The sequence below is a fragment of the Sedimentitalea arenosa genome, from assembly GCF_016428585.1.
Lineage (GTDB): Bacteria > Pseudomonadota > Alphaproteobacteria > Rhodobacterales > Rhodobacteraceae > Sedimentitalea > Sedimentitalea arenosa.
Genome location: NZ_JAELVR010000002.1, coordinates 216,831 through 234,144, shown reverse-complemented (window position 1 = coordinate 234,144; position 17,314 = coordinate 216,831). Strand labels below are relative to the sequence as shown.

Here is a 17,314-nt window from a genome sequence, read left to right as displayed (position 1 = left end):
GCAGGATCACGCGGCGTCCTGCGCGTCCGATTGCTGACGGTTCCAGAGGTTGGCGTAGCGCGCGCCGCGCGCCAGCAGCGCATCATGGGTGCCGCGTTCGACGATCTCGCCCTCGTGCAGCACGACGATCAGATCGGCATCGGAGATCGTGGACAAGCGATGCGCGATGGTGATCACAGTGCGCCCCTCGCCCGCCCGCGCCAGCGCGTCCTGAATCTCGTGTTCCGTATCGCTGTCGAGCGCGCTCGTCGCCTCGTCCAGCAGCAGGATCGGCGGATCCTTGAGCAGGGTTCGCGCGATGCCGACGCGCTGTTTCTCGCCGCCTGACAGTTTCAGCCCGCGCTCGCCCACGGCGGTGTCGTAGCCCTCGGGCAGGCTGGCGATGAAATCGTGGATCTGGGCGTCGCGGGCGGCCTGTTCGATCTCGTCCTGGGTGGCCCCGTCGCGGCCATAGGCGATGTTGTAGCGGATCGAGTCATTGAACAGCACCGTGTCCTGGGGCACGACGCCGATGGCCGCATGCAGGCTGTCCTGGGTCACGTCGCGCACGTCCTGACCGTCGATCCGGAGTGCCCCGCCGGTCACGTCGTAAAACCGGAAAAGCAGCCGCCCGATGGTGGACTTGCCCGAGCCGGTGGCACCGACGATGGCGACGGTCTGGCCAGCCGGCACGGTGAGGCTGATGCCCTTGAGGATCTCGCGGTTCGGGTCATAGCCGAAGCGCAGATCATCCAGTTCGATCTCGCCGCCCGAGACCTTGAGCGCAGACGCACCGGGTTTGTCGGTGATTTCGGCGGGCTGTTCGAGCAGGTCGAACATCTCGCCCATGTCGACCAGCGCCTGACGGATTTCGCGATAGACCGTGCCGAGGAAGTTCAACGGCACGGTGATCTGGATCATGTAGGCATTGACCATCACGAAATCGCCCACCGTCAGCGCGCCCGACTGCACGCCAAGCGCGGCCAAAACCATCACGCCGACCAGGCCCGCCGTGATGAAGAGCGACTGGCCGAAATTGAGGAAGGCGAGCGAGTAGGCCGTCTTGAGCGCGGCTGCCTCGTAACCCTTCATCGCCTCGTCATAGCGCGCCGCCTCGCGCTTTTCGGCGCCGAAATACTTGACCGTCTCGAAGTTCAGCAGGCTGTCGATGGCCTTCTGGTTGGCGTCCGTGTCCTGGTCGTTCATCTGGCGGCGCAGCTGCACGCGCCATTCGGTCACCTTGAAGGTGAACCAGACATAGAACCCGATGGTGACGGCCACGATCACAAGGTACCAGGCGTCGAACATCCAGGTCAGGATGATCCCCACCAGCAGCAGTTCGAGGATCAGCGGGCCAATCGAAAAGAGCAGAAAGCGCAGCAGGAAGTCGACGCCCTTGACGCCGCGCTCGATGATGCGGCTCAGCCCGCCGGTCTTGCGGGTGATGTGATAGCGCATCGAGAGGCGGTGGATATGGCCGAAGGTTTCCAGCGCCAGCCGCCGGAGGGCGCGCTGCCCGACCGGGGCGAAGATCGCGTCGCGCAGCTGCTGGAACCCCACGGTCATCAACCGCGCCATCCCATAAGCCACTGTCAGCCCGATCGCGCCGAGCGCCAGCATCGGAACACCCTCCTCGGCCAGCGCATCGACCGCGCCCTTGTAGAGGATTGGCGTCACGACCGCGATCAGCTTGGCCAGCACCAGCATCGCGAGGGCGAACACCACCCGGCGTTTCACCCATGGCTGGTCTTCCGGCCAGAGATAGGGCGCCACGCGGCGGATCGTGCGCAATCCCGAGGCGCGTGCTTCGTTCACGGTGTGCTGGTCGGTCGCTGTCATGCAGGTGTTTCCTCGTCAGAGGACACAGTTAGAGCGCGCTGCCCGGAATGGCCAGAGCCCGCCCGTCGGGGGGGCGGATCAGTCCGGCACCGTGAACACCTGGCCCGGATAGATCAGGTCCGGGTTGCGAATGTTGTCCCGGTTGGCCTGAAACAGTCGCACATAAAGAAACCCGTCGCCGTAACGCTCTTGCGAAATCGCCCAGAGCGTATCGCCGGCCTGCACGGTCACGGCGCGCACCGGTTGGGCGGCTGCTGGGCTGTCGGGATCCGGTACGGCCAGCGTTTCGGGAGCTTCGCGCTGGAACGGCGTTTCCAACCTGCCGATCACCTTGCCCGCGTCGTCGAGCTCATCGAGCCGCAGGGTGTAGACGCCCGGATCGATGCCGGTCAGGTTGCCGCTCCATCGGCCCGCCTCATCGGTTCCGAGATCCGCGATCGCGGTGTTGTCGAGATAGACGCGCACCACGGATTCGCCCCGCGCGCGCCCGCTGAGCAGCACGTCGCCAGCGGATGAATAGCTGATCGTGTCGAGCGCGATACGGGCGGCCGGTTCGGGTGTGGGGGGCTGGATCACCTCGACCCCGTCCGGGCCGGCCCGCAGCACCGCGACCTGGTTGGGCGCGGCTTCCGGGGGCGTGGCGCCGCCCGCGGTGTCGGCCGGCGGGGTCGGCTGCGGTGCGGCGACCGTCGGCGCCACGACGGGTTGCGGTGCCGCCGGGGCCGGTGCCGCTGCGGGCCGGGTGTCCGGCGTCGTCGTTTCGGTCATGTCGATCGGTACGGGGTCCGACGACCCTTCGGGGTGCCGGGGTGTCGGGGCCACGGTCGGCTGCGGGCTGTCGAGCTTGGCCGCTGTTTCTTCCCCGGTGGCTGCCGGTACCGTGGCCTCGGCGGTCGCCTGGGGCACGACCGGCGCGCTGGCCACATCCTCGGGGGTCACCGTCGGCTCGGGGTCAGACGTGGTTGCGACGCGGTCCATGGCGGTGTCCGACGGCTCGGAAGGCGCAAGGATGATGTGGTCGACCGAGACCGCTTCGCGACCATCGGCGCGCGACAGCAGCCGCACCACGCTCGGGGCGTTCAAGGGCGGCAGGGTCATCAGGTTCACGAACTTTCCGTCCGCGTCGGCCTCGACCTCGGCGTGTTCGCGGTCATCCAGCAGAATCACCACGCGGCTGCCCGGCGCGGCGGTGCCCGCGATCACCGTTTCGCCGCCCGGTTCGACCCGGACCACGTCGAAGCTGGGGCGTTGCATGTCGCTCTGCCCGGAGCGTTCGCCGGTCTGCGCGGCAACGGCCGCAGCGGTCTCGCCGGTGCCGGGCTCGGGCAGCTGCGCCACGGGGTCGACAGGGTCGGGTGACACGACGCCCGCGTCCGGCTCGGGTATGGCGACGCGCTGGTCTGACGGCGACACGGGCGGCGTTGGCGGGAACAGCAGACCGGCCAGGACAAGCGCCGCCGCAGCGGTGACAACGCCCGCCGATACGCCGAGCGCCCAGCCGTTCCGGCGCGGGCCGTTACCGTCGTTCTGCTGCGCCATGTCATCCCCCACGCGCGAGCGCGCCCCAAGGCCGGGACGCATGGTTGAGCCGGTCTTTCGATCGGGATATGACGGACCGATACCCGCCGCTGACCCGGCCTGAGAGAACGAAAGGCGACAGCTCATGACCGAAAAATCCGTCTGTGTGTATTGCGGATCACGCGCCGGGGCAATGCCCGCCTATACCGAGGACGCACGCGCGATGGGATGGGAGATCGCGCGGCAAGGCTGGCGACTGGTCTATGGGGCCGGCGATATCGGGCTGATGGGCGAAGTCGCGCGCGCGGCACAGAGCGCGAACGGAGACACGTTCGGCGTGATCCCGCGCCACCTGGTCGACCGGGAAGTCGGAAAGACCGACCTGACCCGCTACATCGTCACCGAGACCATGCACGAGCGCAAGAAGGTGATGATCATGAACGCCGACGCGGTGGTGGTGTTGCCGGGCGGCGCAGGCTCTCTGGACGAGCTGTTCGAGGCGCTGACCTGGCGGCAGCTGGGTTTGCACGACAAGCCGATCATCGTGCTCAACACGGGCGGCTTCTGGGAGCCCCTGCGTGCCCTGATCGACCACGTGATCGACCAGGAGTTCGCCGATCAGTCGCTCGCCGGGTTCCTGACCTGGGCCGATGACCCGACCACGGCCATGGCGGCCCTGCGCGACGCCCTGTCCTGACGCAGCGAGGCGATCGAATAGATCGCCAGCGCCACCCAGATCAGCGGAAAGGCGATCTGGTGCCATGGTGTGAAGATTTCACCAAACAGCACCACGGCGCAGAGGAATTGCAGCGTCGGGTTGATGTATTGCAGCAGTCCTACCGTGGACATGGTGACGCGCCGCGCCGCCGCGCTGAACAGGATCAACGGCAGCGCCGTGATCGGCCCCGAGGCCAGCAGCAGGGCCGTGTCGCGCGTCGACTGACCGAAGGCGCTCTGCCCCTGCAGGGCAAACCAGACCAGCACCCCCAGCGACAGCGGCGCGATCAGCAGCACCTCGGCCGTGACCGACACCATCGGGCCGATCGGCAACATCTTCTTGAGGACACCGTAGAAGCCGAAGGTGATCGCGAGGGTCAGCGATATCCACGGCACGACACCGAGTCCGAGCGTCAGGATCGTGACCGCCAGCGCGGCCAGCGCGACCGCGACCCACTGCGCGCGGCCCAGCCGTTCGGCAAACAGAACCCGGCCCAGCAGCACGGCGACCAGCGGGTAGATGTAATAGCCGAGGCTGGTTTCGGTGTTGCGGTCGATCTGGGTCGCGTAGATGAACAGGAACCAGTTGACCGACACCATCAGCGCCGCCAGCGCGATCAGCCCGATGCGTCTGGTGCCGGTCATCGCGCTACGCAGGGCATGCAGCCGCCCCTGCAGCGCCAGGAGCCCGGCAAAGAACACCAGCGACCAGAAGGTGCGATGCGCCAGAACCTCGACCGGCGGCACATGTGACAGGAACTTGTAGTAGATCGGCGACAGGCCCCAGATCACCGCGGCGCCGATCATGGCAAGGATGCCCTTGTGGGTTTCCGTCATCACGCGCCTCTCCTGCTCCGCACAGGCGTTGCACGGGTGGCGCGGGCGGTCAAGCCAGCGCCGCGACCGGCGGGGCCGAGGCCAGCATCGGGCGTCGGGTGGCGAGACTGCGCCGGGCCTCGTCCGTCTGGCCCAGTTTCAGCAGCACGTTGGCATAGGTCAGTTCCAGAAGGTCGCGCTGCGCCCGGCTGCCGCCCAACCGTTCGGTCGCCGCCATGACCGGGACGAGGTCTTGGAGCGCCTCGGCCCAGTCGCCGCGCGCGATCGCGCCCCAGGCCCGCGCTACCGGACGCACGAGATCGCCCGCGAAGCCCTGTGCCGTCTCGGCGATATGCGCCAGCCGGTCGCCCTGCCCCGCCATCGCGTGGCTGAGAGCTGCGTGCAGGTCGGCAAAGCTCTGCCCCGTTTCCGGAAAGACCCGCGTCGCGTAATCGCTGAGCGCCGCCCAGCGGGCCGGATCGACAGACACGCCAGCCAATTCGGCGCGGTAGAGGATCGCGGCGGTATCGGTCAGCACGTTGATCGGCAGGCCCTGTGACGCCGTGGGGGCCACCCCCGCGTCGATGGCGGCCCACATTTCCGCCTCGTCCCCCGCGTGGAGCGCCCAGAGCGCCTGATGCCAAGACAGATGCCCATGCAACACCGCGCGCGGGTCATAGTCCTGCATCCACGCCGCAAGATAGGCACGACCGGCAGCACTCTGCCCCGCCTCGTAATGCGCATGGGCCTTGAAATGCGCCCCGTTCGCATTGCGCGGATTGATCGCCAAGGCGCGCTCCATCAGCTGTTGCGAGGCGTCGATCTTCCCGGTCTCGCACAGCGCCAGCGCGTGCATCGACATCATCCACCAATCCTCGCCGTAATGCGGCAGCAAGGCGGATGTGTAGGCCAGCAGCTCGGCCTCGCGCCCCACTTCGCCGGAAAAGCCGATGAGCCCGAAGACGTTGGAACATAGCTGCGCCGCGAGCGCATCCCGCGGGTGGTCCTGCACATGGGCCAGCGTCGCCGCCCGCGCCTGCGCCGCCTGCCCCGACAGAAGCAACGCCAACGCATCGATGTGCTGGCGTTCGCGGACGGTAAGATATTCGGACAGGTCCTGCGCCCGGGCGATCGAGGCTTTGGCCGCCGCCATGTCCGAGGCCATCATCGACGCGCGCGCATGCGCCGCATGGGCCAGTGCGAAGTCGGGATCAGCCGCGATGGCCTGGGCGAAGGCTTCGGTCGCGCCGAATTCACCGCCCAGAAAGAGATGCAGCCCGAGGTCATAGTGGTCACGCGCCGCGGCCGAGGTGGTGGTGACTTCGTTTCCGTAGCTGTCCGTCAATGCCATGAGCCAGGCCCTCGCCGCTGTGCCGGTGCAGCCTAGCGCGGGCATCAGCGATTGTCAGCAGGGAGGCGAGACATGAAAAAGCCCGGTGCACCGGCACCGGGCTTTCGAATTTCGCTGTAACGCGCTGTGATTACATGCGGCTGGCGACGTTTTCCCAGTTCACGAGGTTGTCCAGGAAATTGGTCAGGTAGGCCGGGCGCTTGTTGCGGAAATCGATGTAGTAGGAATGCTCCCACACGTCGCAGCCCAGCAGAGCGGTCTGGCCGAAGCAGAGCGGGTTCACACCGTTTTCGGTCTTGGTGACCTTCAGGCTGCCGTCCTTGTCCTTGACGAGCCAAGCCCATCCCGAACCGAACTGGCCCGCGCCAGCGGCGGCGAAGTCTTCCTTGAACTTGTCGACGTTGCCGAAGCTTTCGGTCAAGGCCTTTTCGAGCTCGCCGGGCATGGCGGACTGGCCCGGTCCCATCATCTCCCAGAACTGGTTGTGGTTCCACAACTGGCTGATGTTGTTGAAGATGCCGCTTTGGGCCACGGCGTCGGGGTTGTAGGTGCCGGTGATGATCTCTTCCAGCGACTTGCCGTCCCACTCGGTGCCGGCAATCGCCTTGTTGCCGTTGTCCACATAGGCCTTGTGGTGCAGATCGTGGTGATATTCCAACGTTTCCTTGGACATGCCCTTGGACGCGAGCGCATCATGTGCATAAGGAAGATCGGGAAGTTCAAAAGCCATTTTGGCCCCCTGTCTGAAAGTTGAGTGTTTCGGTTCCCTCGTTACATGCGGCGGGGCCGCCTGCAGGTCAAGGGCGGACAGTAGTCCAACGCATGGAGGCGTCAAATGTTCACCCGAGCGCGAAAAATGTTCTACCGCGCCCGCGGCCACTATTCCGGGCGGCTTGGGGACGAGCCGTTTCTGCTCGATCCTTATCACAGCAAGTTCTGGCGCAAGGCCAGCGCCGGCGCCTGGGAGCCGGAAACGCTGGCGCTTCTGGACGCCCATCTGGACCGCGATCACGACTATCTGGACATCGGCGCATGGATCGGGCCGACGGTGCTGTTCGGCGCGCGCAAGGCGCGCCGTGTCTGGTGTTTCGAACCCGATCCCGAAGCCTTTCGCGCGCTGGCCTGGAACATCGAGTTGAACGGGTTGGAAAATGTCAGCGCCTTCGCCGCCGCTTTGTCGCAAGGCGTCGGGATCGCGCGCATGGCCGGGATGCGGGGCGAAAGAGGTGACAGCACCACCAGCCTGCTGAATCCGGACGGATCGGCCGGATCGGACGTTCTGACCATCGGGTTCGACGATGTCGCCCGCTCGGTGGATTTGTCGGGTGTTTCGCTGGTCAAGATCGACGTGGAAGGCGCCGAGTTCGACCTGCTGCCGACCATGACGGATTGGCTGAAACATCAGAAACCCGCGTTGCTGCTGTCGACCCATGGTCCGTTTCTGGATCCCGAGCTTCGCGCCGAGAAACTGGACGCGCTGGCCGAGTCGCTGAGCTTCTATCCGCGCTGCACGGACGAGACGGGGCGCACGATGACACGGGCCGATTTCAGCGGAAATGACGCGCAGACACGGTTTCGAAGCTACGTCTTTTCGGCCTAGCGGTCTCGCCACGCCATCTGCTTGCAGGTGCCGCTGCCCTTGGGCGGCAGCATGTCAAATCCCTTGAGATAGACCTGCATCGTCACGCGCCCGGTGTCCGGCCAGAAATTGACGCTGTAATCGGCGGACACCTTGCGGTTGGCGTTGGACAACTCGATGCCATCCACCGTCCAGTCCAGTTGCAGGGACTTCGCATCGCGACGCTTCAAATCGGCTGCGATCGGCTTGCCCACATAGGTCTTGATCGCGTTGTCAAACACCGTCGCCGTGTTGGTGGTTTCGTCATATCGCATTCCGAGATTTTCCGGAATCCAGCCGAACCGGGACTCTGCCGTGAGGGTGCAATAGAAACTTGTTTCGGCCTGCGCGGCAGTCGAAACGACGATGGCGAGGCTGGCAAAAACGTGTCGCATAGGGGCAATCTCCTCGAACAAATGACAAGGAGATTGCCGCGCATCCGGACCAAGCGCAAGCTTGGGTTGTGCGCGCGATCAGAAGGCGCCGACGGCGGAACCAGGCTGTGCCGCCACCTTGAGCAGCGCGAAGGCATAGTCCGCCACGGACCGGAAACAGATCACGGTGAACTGGTCGCTTTCCGTCATCCACAACGCAGCCGGGATCTGCGCCATCCGGGTGCGGCGGAAATCCCCCTTGCCGAAGGCTGCCGGGGACAGGTCCACCGGGCAGAGCTTTGCCATCACTTCCCGCGCGTCGGAACCGGTGACCGTCAGGACCGCGCGTGCGTCGGAGACATCCACCACCATCGCGTGTTCCCCCGCGAGCGCGGTTTCGGCCTTGGCCACGCGTTGCGCGACCTCGGCATAGGGCACGATCAGCAACAGTTCGTCTGGCGACATCCACGCGGTGGCGGTCTCTCCCGAGCCCAGCACTTCGCCCACCGCCGGCACCGCGGTTCCGGTGACGGCCTTGACCGCCTTCTTCGCCTTCGCCGCTCCAAGGTTGCCGCGCAGGGTGATCATGCCGGTCAGGCCGGCATCGGCGACATCGATTAGCCCGTGAAACTCTGCCCCGTTCAGGGCGCTGACCGGATCAGACATTCTGCTTCTCCCCTTCCTTGTCATAGAAGACCGGATCGACGATCCGCGCCTTGAAGGTCTTGTCGTCGGTGCCAAGGAATTCGAGCACCTCGCCCATCCTGTCCGGTCCGTTCAGCACGAGGCCCATGGCGATCCCCTTGCCCAGCGTTGGCGAATGGTAGGTCGAGGTCACCCGCCCCTGCGTGTTGCGCTGCCCGTTCGCGTTGCGCCCCGGCGCAACGGCATAGGCGCCATCGGGCAGGACCGATCCGTCGAGCGTTTCCAGGCCAACCAGCTTCCATCGGTTGGGGTCGGTCATGTGCGGTCGTTCCTGCGCCCGCTTGCCAAGATAGTCGTCCTTCTTCTTGCTGATCGCCCAATCAAGGCCAAGGTCCTGCGGAATGACGGTGCCGTCGGTTTCGTCGCCGATCATGATGAAACCCTTCTCGGCGCGCATGATGTGCAGCGCTTCAGTGCCGTACGGCATGACACCGAAAGTCTCTCCCGCCTGCATCAACGCCTCCCAGAAGGCCAACCCCTGCCCCGCGCGCACGGCGATTTCGAAACTGAGTTCGCCGGAGAACGAAATCCGGTAGACGCGGCAGTCGAACCCACCGATCTGCCCATCGGCCCAGGCCATGAAGGGCAGCGCCTCTGCCGACAGGTCCATGCCGCCGAGACTGTTCAGAAGCTCTCGCGCCTTGGGTCCGACAACGGCGACCTGCGCGAACTGCTCGGTCAGGTTGGCGACGTACACCTTCCAGTCCCACCACTCTGTCTGCAGCCATTCCTCCATCATCGCGTGGATACGATCGGCACCGCCCGTGGTTGTGTGGCAGAGGAACGTATCCTCGTCGATCCGCGCGACCACGCCGTCGTCGATCAGGAAACCGTTCTCGCTGCACATCAGCCCATAGCGGCAGCGACCGGGCTTCAGGGTGGACATCATGTTGGTGTAGAGCATGTCGAGGAACCGGCCCGCGTGGGGCCCCTTGACCAGTATTTTCCCGAGCGTCGAAGCATCCAGCAAACCAACGGCTTGGCGTGTGTTCTTCACCTCGCGCTCGACAGCGTCATGAACCCGTTCGCCAGCGCGCGGGAAGGCATAGGGCCGCCGCCAGTGGCCCACCGGCTCCCAATCGGCGCCTTGTTGCTCGTGCCACTCGTGCATCGGCGTCTTGCGCAGCGGTTGGAACACGTCACCGCGGGCTTCCCCGGCGATCGCCCCCATCGAGATCGGCGTATAGGGCGGACGGAAGGTGGTCGTCCCGGTCGCCGGGATCGGTTGCCCCAGCGCATCCGAGAGGATTGCCAGCCCGTTGATGTTGCTGAGCTTGCCCTGGTCCGTGGCCATGCCGAGCGTGGTGTAGCGCTTGGTGTGTTCGACGCTTTCAAAGCCTTCGCGGGCGGCCAGTTGCACGTCCGAGACCTTCACGTCGTTCTGGAAATCCAGCCAGGACTTGGCGCGCAGATGCGGTTCGGCCTCGCGCGGCATGAGCCAGACCGGCTCGAGCGGTTGCTCCTCGGTCGACTCCCCCCTTGGTGCCGCGGTCCGCTTGGGCTTGAACCCCGCGGCCTTCGCCGCCGCGCGCCCGGCTGCGGTGGCATCGGACAGGATCGCGTCGAGACCCGCATGGCCGTTCGCCGCACCTGCCGCACGCACGAAGCCCGCGCCGTCCGCACCGGTCGGCGGGCGGTCGGGATCGGGTCGGAACAGGGCCTGCTGGTCGTCCCAAAGCAGCTTGCCGCCGCAGTGGGACCAGAGGTGCACGACCGGCGACCAGCCGCCGGACATGGCCACCGCGTCGCACGCGACCTCCTCGAGCGCGCCGCCTGCACCGTCCTGGGCGCAGATCATCACCTTCGCGACGCGCTTGCCGCCCGAGACCTTGCCGATGGCGCGGCCGCAATCGATGCGGATGCCGAGCGCACGCGCCTCCTCCATCAGCGCGCCGCCCCCGCGACTGCGGGCGTCGAGGATTCGCGCAACCTCGACCCCCGCCTCCTTGAGGCAGATCGCGGTGCGATAGGCGTCGTCGTTGTTGGTGGCGACCACGATCCGCTTGCCTGCGGCAACGCCGTAGTTCACCGCATAATCGCGCATGGCAGAGGCCAGCATCACGCCGGGCACGTCATTGCCGGCGAAGGAGAGCGGACGTTCGATGGCACCGGTCGCCGTCACGATCTGGGCCGCGCGGATCCGCCAGAGCCGGTGGCGCGGCCCTTTCGCCAGCGGCAGGTGATCTGTCAGTCTTTCGTATCCGAGGACGTAGCCGTGATCATAGACGCCAGCGCCCATGGTACGGCTGCGCAAGGTCACGTTGTCCATCTGCCGGAGCTCTTCCAGCAACTGCTCGACCGCCTCTTCCGCCGGTGCACCGCCGAAGGAGCCGCCATCGACCGGCGCCCGACCGCCCCAATGGGCGGTCTGTTCCAGCACCAGCACCCGTGCGCCGCTCTGGGCCGCGGAATGGGCGGCCTGAAGGCCGGCGACGCCGCCGCCGATCACCAGCACGTCGGTGAAGGCATAGAAATGCTCGTAGGTGTCGCGATCGCGGTCCTTCGGCGCCTGCCCCAGTCCGGCGGATTGCCGGATGAAGGGTTCATACACATGCTTCCAGAAGGCGCGCGGATACATGAACATCTTGTAGTAGAAGCCCGCCGGCAGAAAGCGCGAGAGGTAGGTGTTGACCGCGCCGACATCGAACTCGAGAGAGGGCCAGTGGTTCTGGCTGCGCGCGGTGAGACCATCGAAGAGTTCGGTCGTGGTGGCGCGCTGGTTCGGCTCGAATCCCGGGCCCTCGCCCATATTCACGAGCGCATTCGGTTCCTCGGCGCCCGAGGCCACCACGCCGCGCGGGCGGTGGTACTTGAACGAGCGGCCGACCATCATCCTGTCGTTGGCCAGCAGCGCCGAAGCGAGCGTGTCGCCGGGATGACCGGCGAGTGGTGCGCCGTTGAACCGGAACCCGATGCGCTTGCTGCGGTCTATCAGGCGACCGAGGTCGGGAAGACGATGGCTCATGAAAAATCCCTCCAGTTCCAGCCCGGATGCCGGGCCGTGATCGCGTCGCATATGTCCCTAGGCGGCTCGGTCGTCTGGGCCGGATAGGTGCCGAAGACCTCGAGCGTCATGGTATCGCGTGCCGCGTGGAACCACTTGCCGCAGCCATAGGCATGGCGCCACCGCTCGAAATGCACCCCGCGCGGATTCTCTCGGGTGAAGAGGTAGCCGTGGAAGTCGTCATCCGACGATCCGGGCCCATGGCGCGTCAGATGCGCCTCGCCACCGGGCGAAAGTTCGGTTTCATCGGCTCTGACGCCACAATAGGGACAGGTGAGAATCAACATCGGGTCATCCTTCTTTCGGCGGCAGGCTGGCGACGAAAGCCAGCGCGATCTCGGTCAGTTTGCGGCGGGTGGTCGCGTCGGCGAAGCCGTCGTCGTCAAGGCGGACAAATCCGCCCATCCGCCGTGTTCCCATCTGCATCGGCGTGACCCCGTCAAGGCGCGGTGCAGTGGCTTCGTTGGGCTTGCCGGGGCGGTAAAGCGCGCCGTCCTTGCCGATGCCGCCGATCATGTTGCCGTGCAGCAGAAAGCACGGACCGCCGAACATCTTCTTTTCGGACAGCCCCGGCTCCACTCCCAGATCGGCGCGCATGGTTTCGGCCATGTCTTCGCGATAGGCCATCAGCAAAGCCCCCGAACCGGCTGGTCATGCGTTGCGCGCACGTCAAGGGCGGGCGCCACATGGCGCCCGCCCTGCAATCGGTTGATGGGTCGGTCAGCGCGCCGGCGCCGGGACGGGTGTGCTCTCTCCTGCGGATCCGGCATCGGGTGCGACTGCTGCGGGAGCCGCGGCATCACCCGGATCGATCTCAACCGAATTCGAGCCGAAGACGCCGCCGAAAAAGACCAGCGCGAGGATGAGACCCAGAGCCACGGCGGCAGCGATGATGCCGCCCCAACCGGTTCCGCGGTCCATGTTGCCGTGCAGTTCGTAGCCGCGCCGGCGTTGAAGGTCGTGATGCATATAGTCTGACATGGCAGTTCCTCCTCTTTGTATCTCAAAGATAAGGACAGCGCCCATGCCCGCACAGACCGGGGGCCTCTGCGCCCCGATTTCGCGCCAAAAGCCGCGTTTTTCTGCGCTGCGAATAGGCCAAGCCGTGCCGACCTCCCGAAAACGTGAGCATCGGGCCGGGAACCCGACGGGCGCGCGGCACCCGTTTGGACTTCAGGACTGACTTCCTGACGCATCAATGGGCCACCCCTGCCGCGACGCTTTCGTCGATGAAGCGGCCTTGCCGGAAACGGTCGAGCGAGAACGCATCGGTCAGCGGCGAGTGGCCCTTCGCCATCAGTTCCGCCATGCCCCAGCCTGATCCGGGGATTGCCTTGAAGCCGCCAGTGCCCCAGCCGCAGTTGATGAAGATGCCCTCGACCGGGGTCTTGGACAGGATCGGCGAGCGGTCACCGGTCATGTCGACGATCCCGCCCCACTGGCGCAGCATCTTGAGGCGGCTGACCATCGGGAAGGTTTCGATCAGGGCGCGCACGGTTTCCTCGATGTGATGGAAGCTGCCGCGCTGGGTGTAGTTGTTGTAGCCATCCGCGCCACCGCCGATCACCATCTCGCCCTTGTCGGACTGGCTCATGTAGCCATGGACGGTGTTGGCCATCACCACCACGTCCATGCAGGGCTTGATCGGCTCGGAGACCAGCGCCTGCAGCGCGACGGATTCGATCGGCAGGCGGAAGCCCGCCATGTCGGCCAGAACGCCGGAATGACCGGCCACGACGATGCCCAGTTTGCGGCAGTCGATCGGTCCCTTGGAGGTGTCGACACCGACGACCTTGCCACCCTCGCGCCGGATCGCGGTGACCTCGCATTTCTGGATGATGTCCATGCCCATATCCGAACAGGCCCGCGCATAGCCCCAGGCCACCGCGTCGTGGCGCGCGGTGCCGCCGCGTTCCTGCCAGAGCCCGCCCAGCACCGGGTAACGCGGCCCGGACAGGTTGATGATCGGCACCAGCTCCTTGACCTTGGCGGGGCTGATGAATTCGGTCGTCACACCCTGCAAGGCGTTGGCGTGGGCCGTGCGCTGATAGCCGCGCACCTCGTGCTGGGTCTGGGCCAGCATGATGACACCGCGCGGGCTGAACATCAGGTTGTAGTTCAGATCCTGGCTGAGTGTTTCGTAGAGCGCGCGCGATTTCTCGTAGATCGCGGCCGAAGGGTCCTGAAGATAGTTGCTGCGAATGATCGTCGTGTTGCGCCCGGTATTGCCGCCGCCCAGCCAGCCCTTTTCCAGTACAGCCACGTTGGTGATACCGAAATTCTTGCCGAGATAGTAGGCGGTGGCCAGACCGTGCCCACCTGCACCCACGATGATCACGTCATAGGAGCGCTTGGGATCCGCCGCGCGCCATGCCCGGGTCCAGCCGGTGTGATTGCGGAGGGCCTCTCGGGCGATGGCGAAGGCGGAATATCGTTTCATCATGGGCTCCGGGCGGTCAGCGGCAGTGGATTCGACGCGATGACACCATACCGCCAGCTTCTGGGCAACAGCAGCATTAAGAGGACAACCCGGCGCGGCACTTTGCACCCGGTTTGCGACATGGGTCCGGCATCAGACGGAAATGCGACCCAAAGGCGCGTGGTTGCGCCGCTTTGTCCCTTTTTTCCGGACCGCCGGACCGCTACATGACAGGTCAAAGGCAGGAGACCGCATGATATTCTGGATCACCACATCGGCGATCGCGCTCGTGATCGCGGCAACCTTGGCCCTGGTCCTGCTGCGCAGCCGCCCCGCGGCGGAACCGGCAGCGGCCTATGACCTGCGGGTCTATCGCACCCAGTTGAAGGACCTCGAAGCGGATCTCGAGCGCGGCGTGATCGCCGAAGCGGATGCCGAACGCATCCGCGCAGAGGTGTCGCGCCGAATCCTGCAGGCCGACGCGCAACTGCAGGCCGCCCGCGCGGACCGCGGCGCCTCCGGACGCGGCACGCTGGTCGCAGCGGTCCTGCTGGGCGTGGCGCTGATCGGGGGCAGCCTGATGCTTTACCGTGAACTCGGTGCGCCGGGTTATGGCGATCTGGGTCTGGCGCATCGCATCGAACTGGCCGAACAGGCACGGACCGAACGCCCGGGACAGGCCGAGGCGGAAGAGAGCCTGCCTGCCTCGGCCCCGGTTCAGGGGTTAAGCGAGGAGTATCTGGCCCTGGTCGAGCGGCTGCGCGAAACCGTCGCCAACCGTCCCGACGACATACAGGGACACATGCTGCTGGCGCGCAACGAGGCCGCCAGCGGCAATTTCACGGCCGCCTATGCCGCGCAGCGCGAGGTGATCCGCCTGAAAGGCGACAATGCCACTGCCGCCGATTACGCGGATATGGCGGACATGATGATCCTGGCCGCGGGCGGCTATGTCTCGCCCGAGGCCGAGACCGTGCTGCGGCAGGCGCTGGCGCGCGATCCGAACAACGGGCCTGCGCGCTACTACTGGGGCCTGATGATGGCGCAGACAGGCCGTCCCGACCTGTCCTTCCGGATCTGGAACGCGTTGCTGCGCGACAGTCCGCCGGACGCGCGCTGGATCGTGCCCGTACGGGCTCAGATCGAGGACATGGCCCGGCGTGCGGGCGTCGAATACACCCTGCCCCCGGTCGAGGCCACACCCGGCCCCAGCGCGGCAGACATCGCCGCCGCCGAGGAGATGAACCCCGAGGATCGACAGCAGATGATCCGCGGCATGGTTCAGGGCCTGTCAGACAGGCTGGCGACCCAGGGCGGACCGCCGGCAGATTGGGCGCGCCTGATCGGAGCCCTCGGCGTTTTGGGAGAAACGGAGCAGGCCCGCGCGATCCACGCAAACGCATTGCAAGTGTTTGACGGCAATGCCGACGCGTTGGCCGCGATCAACGACGCCGCGCGCGACGCCGGCCTTTTGCAATGATCTGCGATCCGTTCGACGTCTTCGCCGCAGCCTGCCCTCGAATGAGCGCGCTGGTCGGGCTGGACCTCGGAGACAAGACCATCGGCGTCGCGGTTTCGGACCGGCTGGGTGCGTCGGCGACGCCGGTGGAAACCATCAGGCGGCGCAAGTTCACGTTGGATGCCGAGCGAGTGTTGGCCATCGCCGCCGACCGCGAAGCCGGTGGCATCCTTCTGGGTCTGCCGCGCAACATGGACGGCAGCGAAGGGCCGCGTTGCCAGTCGACCCGTGCCTTCGCGCGCAACCTCGAACGTCTGACCGACTTGCCCATCGGGTTCTGGGACGAACGTCTCAGCACGGTGGCCGCCGAAAAGGCGCTGCTCGAGGCGGATACGACGCGGAAACGTCGCGCCGAGGTGATCGACCATGTCGCGGCGAGCTATATCCTGCAGGGGGCGCTGGACCGGATGCGCCATATCAGGGCGGAGGTCACGCGATGAGCAGCAAGGATGTCTGGAAACGCGACGAAATCGACTCGCCCTGCATCAATGTCTGCGTGGTTCACCCGGTCGAACGTATCTGCACCGGGTGCCTGCGCAGCATCGACGAGATCAGCCGCTGGTCGCGGATGACACCGGAAGAACGCGCCGAGATCACCGCTTCCCTGCCCGAGCGGGCCCCGCGTCTCGCCAAGCGGCGCGGCGGGCGAGCAGCGCGGTTGCTGCGTTGATCAGTTCGCCGCGATCCAATCGGTGATCCCGCCCGGCAGTTCCGGTCTGAAATAGGCGATCATCCGACCGTCGCGACCGGCATCCGCCCCCGCCGCCCACGGCGCGACCCCGTGTAAGCACAGACGGTGCAACAGGATCGCCTGCCCGGGTTGTGCCGCCAGTGTCACCCGGCGGCAGGTGTCAAAGACCCGTTTGCGGGCGGAAGCGTAGATGTCCGTCACGTCGACCTGTGACCAACCCTTCGGGTCATGCCCGGCGAAGGCGCGCATGAACGCCGCACGCATGATGCGATGACTGCCCTCCCATACAACCAGAGGCGCGGCGTCGGCAGATGCAAGGGTGAGCGGCAGGCCGAGGATGAAGGCATGCGGTTCCTCGACATGACGCCCCCTTGCGGCACCAGACGCCCGCACACCATCGACATGCGCCGCATCGCGTTTGACGCGATATCGGAAGGCCGCCTCGCTTTCGCCCTCACGTGGCCTTGGATAGCCCTTGTAGGTGACAGACACTTGCGCCGGGTGGAGCGGAGGAACCGGACCGATCTCCCGCGCGATGAAGTCGACCGCTTTGCCGGATAGTGGCCCTGATCCCGCGATCCGGCCCGTTGTATCGTTCGCCAAGGCATCGACACCGACGAACCAAGTCCCCTCGCAGACAAGCCAATGCGCGTGAGTAGGATCGGCAACCGCCGCGCGCGCAGGGCAACGCATGGGGTACCCATGAAAGCACCGCCGGATCACTGTCAAACACCAGAAAGCCACGGTCGCGAAACAGCGCCGGA

At 66.0% G+C, this 17,314-nt stretch carries 18 protein-coding genes; 5 read left to right on the top strand and 13 right to left on the bottom strand.

The annotated features are described in order from the left end of the window. Positions 1 to 6: 6 nt before the first annotated feature. Both JF290_RS03945 and JF290_RS03940 read right to left on the bottom strand, forming a co-directional pair. Positions 7 to 1,818 (bottom strand): ABCB family ABC transporter ATP-binding protein/permease, encoded by a 1,812-nt coding sequence (locus JF290_RS03945; RefSeq protein ID WP_199023444.1) that lies wholly within the window; start codon positions 1,816 to 1,818, stop codon positions 7 to 9. A 78-nt stretch (positions 1,819 to 1,896) separates the two neighbouring features. Further along, positions 1,897 to 3,399, bottom strand: a complete 1,503-nt coding sequence (locus JF290_RS03940; protein ID WP_199023443.1) for a LysM peptidoglycan-binding domain-containing protein — start codon at positions 3,397 to 3,399, stop codon at positions 1,897 to 1,899. A gap of 82 nt (positions 3,400 to 3,481) precedes the next feature. On the opposite strand from JF290_RS03940, the gene JF290_RS03935 reads away from it, so the two are divergent. Next, a complete protein-coding gene (locus tag JF290_RS03935) occupies positions 3,482 to 4,033 on the top strand; it encodes an LOG family protein (protein WP_199023442.1) in 552 nt (183 codons plus the stop codon). On the opposite strand, the gene rarD is transcribed toward JF290_RS03935, so the two are convergent. The 3 genes from rarD to JF290_RS03920 form a co-directional block, all read right to left on the bottom strand. Continuing rightward, entirely contained in the window at positions 3,955 to 4,890 is a 936-nt protein-coding gene (rarD, locus tag JF290_RS03930) for an EamA family transporter RarD (protein ID WP_199023441.1), read from the bottom strand. The genes JF290_RS03935 and rarD overlap by 79 nt on opposite strands. Positions 4,891 to 4,939: 49 nt before the next feature. Further along, positions 4,940 to 6,220, bottom strand: a complete 1,281-nt coding sequence (locus JF290_RS03925; protein ID WP_199023440.1) for a tetratricopeptide repeat protein — start codon at positions 6,218 to 6,220, stop codon at positions 4,940 to 4,942. A gap of 130 nt (positions 6,221 to 6,350) precedes the next feature. Then, positions 6,351 to 6,950 (bottom strand): superoxide dismutase, encoded by a 600-nt coding sequence (locus JF290_RS03920; RefSeq protein WP_199023439.1) that lies wholly within the window; start codon positions 6,948 to 6,950, stop codon positions 6,351 to 6,353. A 105-nt stretch (positions 6,951 to 7,055) separates the two neighbouring features. On the opposite strand from JF290_RS03920, the gene JF290_RS03915 reads away from it, so the two are divergent. Further along, a complete protein-coding gene (locus JF290_RS03915) occupies positions 7,056 to 7,820 on the top strand; it encodes an FkbM family methyltransferase (protein ID WP_199023438.1) in 765 nt (254 codons plus the stop codon). On the opposite strand, the gene JF290_RS03910 is transcribed toward JF290_RS03915, so the two are convergent. The 7 genes from JF290_RS03910 to JF290_RS03880 all read right to left on the bottom strand — a co-directional run bounded on the left by JF290_RS03910 (position 7,817) and on the right by JF290_RS03880 (position 14,361). Continuing rightward, on the bottom strand, positions 7,817 to 8,233 hold the full coding sequence (locus JF290_RS03910) for a hypothetical protein (protein WP_199023437.1): 417 nt from the start codon (positions 8,231 to 8,233) through the stop codon (positions 7,817 to 7,819). The two genes, JF290_RS03915 and JF290_RS03910, sit on opposite strands and share 4 nt — an antisense overlap. A 78-nt stretch (positions 8,234 to 8,311) precedes the next feature. Then, positions 8,312 to 8,878 carry a sarcosine oxidase subunit gamma gene (locus tag JF290_RS03905; protein WP_199023436.1) on the bottom strand — a complete coding sequence of 189 codons (567 nt, stop codon included), beginning with the start codon at positions 8,876 to 8,878 and terminating at the stop codon, positions 8,312 to 8,314. After that, positions 8,871 to 11,882: a sarcosine oxidase subunit alpha family protein gene (locus JF290_RS03900; protein WP_199023435.1), complete on the bottom strand. Its 3,012-nt coding sequence runs from the start codon at positions 11,880 to 11,882 to the stop codon at positions 8,871 to 8,873. The genes JF290_RS03905 and JF290_RS03900 overlap by 8 nt, the downstream gene beginning before the upstream one ends. Continuing rightward, the gene (locus JF290_RS03895; protein ID WP_199023434.1) at positions 11,879 to 12,208 is read right to left on the bottom strand and encodes a sarcosine oxidase subunit delta; all 330 of its coding nucleotides are present in this window, start codon (positions 12,206 to 12,208) and stop codon (positions 11,879 to 11,881) included. The genes JF290_RS03900 and JF290_RS03895 overlap by 4 nt, the downstream gene beginning before the upstream one ends. Before the next feature lie 4 nt (positions 12,209 to 12,212). Then, positions 12,213 to 12,548: a TfoX/Sxy family protein gene (locus JF290_RS03890; RefSeq protein ID WP_199023433.1), complete on the bottom strand. Its 336-nt coding sequence runs from the start codon at positions 12,546 to 12,548 to the stop codon at positions 12,213 to 12,215. A 93-nt stretch (positions 12,549 to 12,641) separates the two neighbouring features. After that, positions 12,642 to 12,902 (bottom strand): hypothetical protein, encoded by a 261-nt coding sequence (locus JF290_RS03885; RefSeq protein ID WP_199023432.1) that lies wholly within the window; start codon positions 12,900 to 12,902, stop codon positions 12,642 to 12,644. Between the two features lie 214 nt (positions 12,903 to 13,116). Then, positions 13,117 to 14,361: a sarcosine oxidase subunit beta family protein gene (locus JF290_RS03880; protein WP_199023431.1), complete on the bottom strand. Its 1,245-nt coding sequence runs from the start codon at positions 14,359 to 14,361 to the stop codon at positions 13,117 to 13,119. Positions 14,362 to 14,593: 232 nt separating this feature from the next. Between JF290_RS03880 and ccmI the strand changes: the two genes are divergently transcribed. The 3 genes from ccmI to JF290_RS03865 are packed head-to-tail and all read left to right on the top strand — an operon-like array spanning position 14,594 to position 16,529. After that, the gene (ccmI, locus tag JF290_RS03875) at positions 14,594 to 15,820 is read left to right on the top strand and encodes a c-type cytochrome biogenesis protein CcmI (RefSeq protein ID WP_199023430.1); all 1,227 of its coding nucleotides are present in this window, start codon (positions 14,594 to 14,596) and stop codon (positions 15,818 to 15,820) included. After that, positions 15,817 to 16,299 (top strand): Holliday junction resolvase RuvX, encoded by a 483-nt coding sequence (ruvX, locus tag JF290_RS03870; protein ID WP_199023429.1) that lies wholly within the window; start codon positions 15,817 to 15,819, stop codon positions 16,297 to 16,299. Before ccmI ends, ruvX begins: the two co-directional genes overlap by 4 nt. Further along, a complete protein-coding gene (locus tag JF290_RS03865; RefSeq protein WP_199023428.1) occupies positions 16,296 to 16,529 on the top strand; it encodes a DUF1289 domain-containing protein in 234 nt (77 codons plus the stop codon). The genes ruvX and JF290_RS03865 overlap by 4 nt, the downstream gene beginning before the upstream one ends. Here JF290_RS03865 and JF290_RS03860 read toward each other — a convergent pair whose 3' ends face one another. Next, a complete protein-coding gene (locus JF290_RS03860) occupies positions 16,530 to 17,153 on the bottom strand; it encodes a phytanoyl-CoA dioxygenase family protein (protein ID WP_328701195.1) in 624 nt (207 codons plus the stop codon). It abuts the gene before it with no gap. Positions 17,154 to 17,314 lie beyond the last annotated feature (161 nt).

Bases quoted from the DNA above. Each gene is read 5' to 3' on its own strand.
- JF290_RS03925 (WP_199023440.1), bottom strand. From the start codon at position 6,220: ATGGCATTGACGGACAGCTACGGAAACGAAGTCACCACCACCTCGGCC.
- ccmI (WP_199023430.1), top strand. From the start codon at position 14,594: ATGATATTCTGGATCACCACATCGGCGATCGCGCTCGTGATCGCGGCA.
- JF290_RS03890 (WP_199023433.1), bottom strand. From the start codon at position 12,548: ATGGCCTATCGCGAAGACATGGCCGAAACCATGCGCGCCGATCTGGGA.
- JF290_RS03915 (WP_199023438.1), top strand. From the start codon at position 7,056: ATGTTCACCCGAGCGCGAAAAATGTTCTACCGCGCCCGCGGCCACTAT.
- JF290_RS03905 (WP_199023436.1), bottom strand. From the start codon at position 8,878: ATGTCTGATCCGGTCAGCGCCCTGAACGGGGCAGAGTTTCACGGGCTA.
- JF290_RS03940 (WP_199023443.1), bottom strand. From the start codon at position 3,399: ATGCGTCCCGGCCTTGGGGCGCGCTCGCGCGTGGGGGATGACATGGCG.
- JF290_RS03885 (WP_199023432.1), bottom strand. From the start codon at position 12,902: ATGTCAGACTATATGCATCACGACCTTCAACGCCGGCGCGGCTACGAA.
- JF290_RS03910 (WP_199023437.1), bottom strand. From the start codon at position 8,233: ATGCGACACGTTTTTGCCAGCCTCGCCATCGTCGTTTCGACTGCCGCG.
- JF290_RS03895 (WP_199023434.1), bottom strand. From the start codon at position 12,208: ATGTTGATTCTCACCTGTCCCTATTGTGGCGTCAGAGCCGATGAAACC.
- JF290_RS03945 (WP_199023444.1), bottom strand. From the start codon at position 1,818: ATGACAGCGACCGACCAGCACACCGTGAACGAAGCACGCGCCTCGGGA.
- JF290_RS03900 (WP_199023435.1), bottom strand. From the start codon at position 11,882: ATGAGCCATCGTCTTCCCGACCTCGGTCGCCTGATAGACCGCAGCAAG.
- JF290_RS03865 (WP_199023428.1), top strand. From the start codon at position 16,296: ATGAGCAGCAAGGATGTCTGGAAACGCGACGAAATCGACTCGCCCTGC.
- ruvX (WP_199023429.1), top strand. From the start codon at position 15,817: ATGATCTGCGATCCGTTCGACGTCTTCGCCGCAGCCTGCCCTCGAATG.
- rarD (WP_199023441.1), bottom strand. From the start codon at position 4,890: ATGACGGAAACCCACAAGGGCATCCTTGCCATGATCGGCGCCGCGGTG.
- JF290_RS03935 (WP_199023442.1), top strand. From the start codon at position 3,482: ATGACCGAAAAATCCGTCTGTGTGTATTGCGGATCACGCGCCGGGGCA.
- JF290_RS03920 (WP_199023439.1), bottom strand. From the start codon at position 6,950: ATGGCTTTTGAACTTCCCGATCTTCCTTATGCACATGATGCGCTCGCG.
- JF290_RS03880 (WP_199023431.1), bottom strand. From the start codon at position 14,361: ATGAAACGATATTCCGCCTTCGCCATCGCCCGAGAGGCCCTCCGCAAT.